Genomic DNA, 4,310 nt, shown 5'->3' with positions numbered 1-4,310 from the left:
GTGGATGTGGCTGTTTTGCCAGATCTAGACGCCAAAGAATTATCCAGAGAAAATGAAAGACTAAAAACACTTTTAGGTGAAAAAGACCTTGAGCTAGCGATTTTACGAGACCTTATAAAAAAGAAAAACCCTCACTTACTGAAAAACTTGAAGTAGCTGACAAATGGATTCAAAAAGGCTACTCTGTATCAACGGTGCTAAGAATCATGGGTATTCCTCGGTCCACCTACTATTATCAAAAGAACTACCGGGTGGAAGAGAAAAAAGTAAGTGAGGGACGTCCGGCACCAGGTTATTCCTTCAAAGAGGACGGTCAAAAAGTATCAGACGAACAAATCAAAGAATTTCTACTGGAAGAGATAGCTGGAGCGTAGTGTATTGTTCTAAATTAAAAACAAATTTTTTGAACAATTTGTAATATCGTGTAATAATAGAACTAAGGGGTTTGATGCCTTTAGTTCTATTTTTATGCTTTGGTTATTAGTAGGGGAGAGGTATAGATGGATATCGAAAAAATTTTGAAGATTATTCAATAAGAATTTCCCAGCAAAGCAATCGATTTATCAGAAAGCTTAGGATTGGTAAAAGAAACGATTGGCGACATGATGAATGAGATTAATGATAAAATGAGTGAAGCTTTTGCGCATCGGGATTTTGCAACACGAAAAAAGTATGATGAGATTGCGGAAGCTATTTATGAATATGAACAAAAACTTGAACAGCTGATGTCTTTGCTGGAAGTGGATGAAGTAGTAGAAGCTGCAAAATACGATATAGATAACCTAATTATTAAATTGTTAAGAGAATATTGTTATAGAACGAACGACTATAAAGTCTACTTAAGAGCGGGTTATTCTGGGTTAAATAGAAATTAATATATGATTTTACAATATAAAAAGTAAAAGAGGTATTTTAGGGAAAACAAGATATTTATATTCCTGGACCTAGAGGTGCCACATGAAACAAGGATTGTACGAGCAAATCATCAATAATATTACCAAGAAGCAGCTTACAGCGTTGGATTCTACTGTGTATGACATTGGGAAGGAGCCTTTAGATGCGGAAGAGGCTCGGAAGCTGTTGTCTAATTATTTGGCAATGGTGACACGTAGAGCCTTGAAGGTTGTTCGGGAGAACAACGTCGATGAGGGAGCCGTATTGGCGCAGGTGCGGACATGCAATGAAATCATTGAGACGCTGCGAGATGTCCTTGGCCCGGATGAATACAAGGAGTTACAGCTGGTTGAGCAGGGCGAAGTGCTGACCTATGTATACTCTAAGCTCAATCACATTCGTGGCATTCGGAACGAAAAAGTGATTCGTCCAGCGACTCCTTTGTCTCAAAGTTCCTTGTTTACCGGCTCTCACTTTGAACCCAATATGATGCATGAGCTTCGACATGAAATTTTAACCGCGGATCGGATTGATTGGCTAGTCTCCTTCATCAAGTGGAGTGGGTTGCGGTGTCTCATGGATCAGTTGGAGCAATTCACTTTGAATGGCGGTAAATTGCGTGTCATTACAACCACTTATATGGAAGCAACGGATTTCAAAGCTGTTCTTGAGCTTAGCAGGCTCCCTAACACAGAGATCAAAATTTCCTACGACACTGATAGAACCCGGCTGCATGCAAAAGCCTATATGTTCAAGCGGGATACCGGCTTCACCACAGCTTTTGTCGGTTCCTCCAATCTTTCAAACCCAGTACTGACCAGTGGGCTGGAGTGGAACCTGAAGGTGACGGAGAAGGATGCTTACGATGTGCTGAAGAAAATCGAGGCGACTTTCGAAAGCTACTGGAACGATAGGGAGTTCAAATATTTTAGTCCGGATAACACTGACGATGTTCTGCAACTGAAGGGTGTTCTCGGCCGCAAAAAAGAGCCAAGCCCCCTGCCCTTTCATTTTGATCTTGCGCCCTACGATTACCAAAAGGAAGTGCTTGAGAAGCTGGAAGCCGAACGGACGTTGTACGGTAGATATCGGAATCTGTTAGTGGCTGCAACGGGAGTCGGGAAGACCGTTATATCGGCTTTTGACTATAAGCGATTTGTGCAAAAGAATCCCGGGGCCCGGCTGTTGTTTGTTGCACATCGGGAGGAGATTTTAAAACAGAGTCGGGATACGTTCCGCTTCATTTTAAAGGATTTGAATTTTGGTGAACTGCATGTGGGCGGCAATCAGGCGCAAGGGCTGGATCATCTGTTTATCAGTATTCAGAGTCTCAACTCCTTGAGGCTAGTGGATAAAACCTCGCGGAACTTCTATGACTTCATCATTGTGGATGAGTTTCATCATGCTGCTGCGCCATCTTATCAAGCACTGCTCAATTATTACGAGCCTCAAATTCTGTTAGGTCTGACGGCAACTCCGGAACGGATGGACGGAAAGGATATTATCAGCTACTTCGATCATGCAGTGGCTGCGGAAATTCGATTAACGGACGCAATTGATCGTAAGCTGCTGTGTCCTTTTCATTATTTTGGCATTACTGATCATGTCGATCTATCGAAGGTGAAATGGTCTAGACGTGGTTACGACCTCACAGAACTGGAGAATTTATATACGAACAATAAAATTCGTGCTTTGCAAATTCTAAATAGCATGAAGAAGTATGTCTCTGATATGGAGCAAGTAAAAGGGATCGGTTTTTGCGTTGGAGTCGATCATGCCTTATACATGGCTAAAGTGTTTGGGGAAGCTGGAGTGCCTTCCATTGCACTTCATGGAAAATCGAGCGAAGAAGAACGCCATCAGGCAAAGAACTTGCTTGAAAAAGGTGAGATCAACATGATCTTTGTCGTGGATCTTTACAACGAAGGGGTCGACATTCCTGCGGTTAACACTATTTTGTTTCTTCGTCCTACGGAGAGTCTAACGGTATTCCTCCAACAGTTGGGACGTGGCTTGCGTCTCTTTGAAGGGAAAGAGTGTCTCACGGTACTCGATTTTATAGGTCAAGCCCACCAAGAATACAATTTCCGGGACAAGTTCCGCGCCCTGATCGGCAGGACGAAGCATTCCGTTCAACACTACGTAGAGAACGGTTTTTCCAACCTTCCGCGAGGCAGCTTTATTCAACTTGAAAAACAGGCAAAGGACTATATCCTTCGCAACCTGAAGCAAGCGACGACAACTCGAAAAAGCTTAGTTAACAAAATGAAATACTTTGAAGGGGATACAGGATTAAAGCTGACTCTAGAAAATTTTGTGCGATATCACGGATTAAGCTTGCATGATTTCTACGGTGGAAGAACCGGAAATCGGACGTTTAACGGCCTTAAGGTGGAGGCTGGATTACTAGATACCTATTCTTGGGAGAATGGCGACTATTTAACGAAACGAATCCCAGCCTTGCTCAGCCTCAACTCCCGGCGATTATTACGATTTCTTCTAGCGTATCTTGAGGAAGAGGCGAGACCGCAAACAGAAGAAGAACGGTTGATGCTGAATGTGTTTTACTATACATTCTATCGGTCGGAACCGAAAAAACATGGTTTTCGAGATGTCCAGCATGCACTTCAATCTATATTTAGCTGTCCGGCTTTTCGGGATGAAGTTATCGACATTCTGAAGTATAATCAGATGCAAATCGATTTTGTTGACAAGAGAAATGAGTTTCCTTATGCCTGCCCGCTGGATATTCATTGCAAGTACTCCATGGATCAAGTGTTGGCTGCTTTCGGATATTGGGATGAAGACAGAGCGCCGAGTTTCCGTGAAGGTGTAAAGTATTTTGAGGACAAGAAAACAGATATTTTCTTTATCACATTAAATAAGTCGGACAAGGACTTCTCTCCCTCCACGTTGTACGAAGACTACGCCATCAATGAAAGGTTGTTTCACTGGCAAACGCAAAGTCGAATTTCCGAGGATTCAAAAACCGCACAACGTTACATCCATCACAAGCAGATGGGGACGCGGATTGCGTTATTTGTCAGGGAATACAAGGAAGAAAACAACTACACGTCGCCGTTTGTTTTCTTTGGTGAGGCAGAGTATGTCAGACATGAAGGAAACAAACCGATCAGTTTTATTTGGCGGTTGAAGGAAGAGATGCCGCCGGCCATGGTACCGGCTGCAAATAAAGTTATCATTTAGGAAAATGCTTAGAATTTATGCCTAAAATGTGGTAGTGCTAGGTTTTAAAAATCACATGGAGGAAGTTCGAATGGCTAAAATTGAAAACTATAAATATAGTATTGAAGAAGCGTTTAGGGCGGATTAACCCCCGAATTTTGGACAATATCTCTCTTCATCTAGTTTTTTCGTAAAATTGCATTGTTTTTCATTTCCTTTTGTCCTTTTTG

At 42.2% G+C, this 4,310-nt stretch carries 3 protein-coding genes; all 3 read left to right on the top strand.

Annotated features, from left to right (window positions below; genetic code table 11):
- Positions 1 to 206: 206 nt before the first annotated feature.
- The 3 genes from H525_RS27740 (at position 207) to H525_RS0122245 (ending at position 4,101) form a co-directional block, all read left to right on the top strand.
- Complete coding sequence (locus tag H525_RS27740) at positions 207 to 374, top strand: hypothetical protein (RefSeq protein WP_155837535.1); 168 nt, start codon at positions 207 to 209, stop codon at positions 372 to 374.
- A gap of 204 nt (positions 375 to 578) precedes the next feature.
- Positions 579 to 875, top strand: coding sequence for a hypothetical protein (locus tag H525_RS0122250; RefSeq protein WP_027417992.1), 297 nt, complete (start codon positions 579 to 581; stop codon positions 873 to 875).
- A gap of 82 nt (positions 876 to 957) precedes the next feature.
- A complete protein-coding gene (locus H525_RS0122245) occupies positions 958 to 4,101 on the top strand; it encodes a DEAD/DEAH box helicase (RefSeq protein WP_027417991.1) in 3,144 nt (1,047 codons plus the stop codon).
- The last annotated feature ends 209 nt before the right edge of the window (positions 4,102 to 4,310 follow it).

Origin of the sequence: Aneurinibacillus terranovensis DSM 18919 (assembly GCF_000430625.1) — a bacterium.
GTDB classification, from domain to species: domain Bacteria; phylum Bacillota; class Bacilli; order Aneurinibacillales; family Aneurinibacillaceae; genus Aneurinibacillus_B; species Aneurinibacillus_B terranovensis.
The sequence above is the reverse complement of the archived record's forward strand: the minus strand, read 5'-3'. Positions and strand labels throughout refer to the sequence as shown.

What these genes read in the sequence shown, in the direction of transcription:
- H525_RS27740 (WP_155837535.1), top strand. Translation starts at nt 207, where the DNA reads ATGGGTATTCCTCGGTCCACCTACTATTATCAAAAGAACTACCGGGTG.
- H525_RS0122245 (WP_027417991.1), top strand. Translation starts at nt 958, where the DNA reads ATGAAACAAGGATTGTACGAGCAAATCATCAATAATATTACCAAGAAG.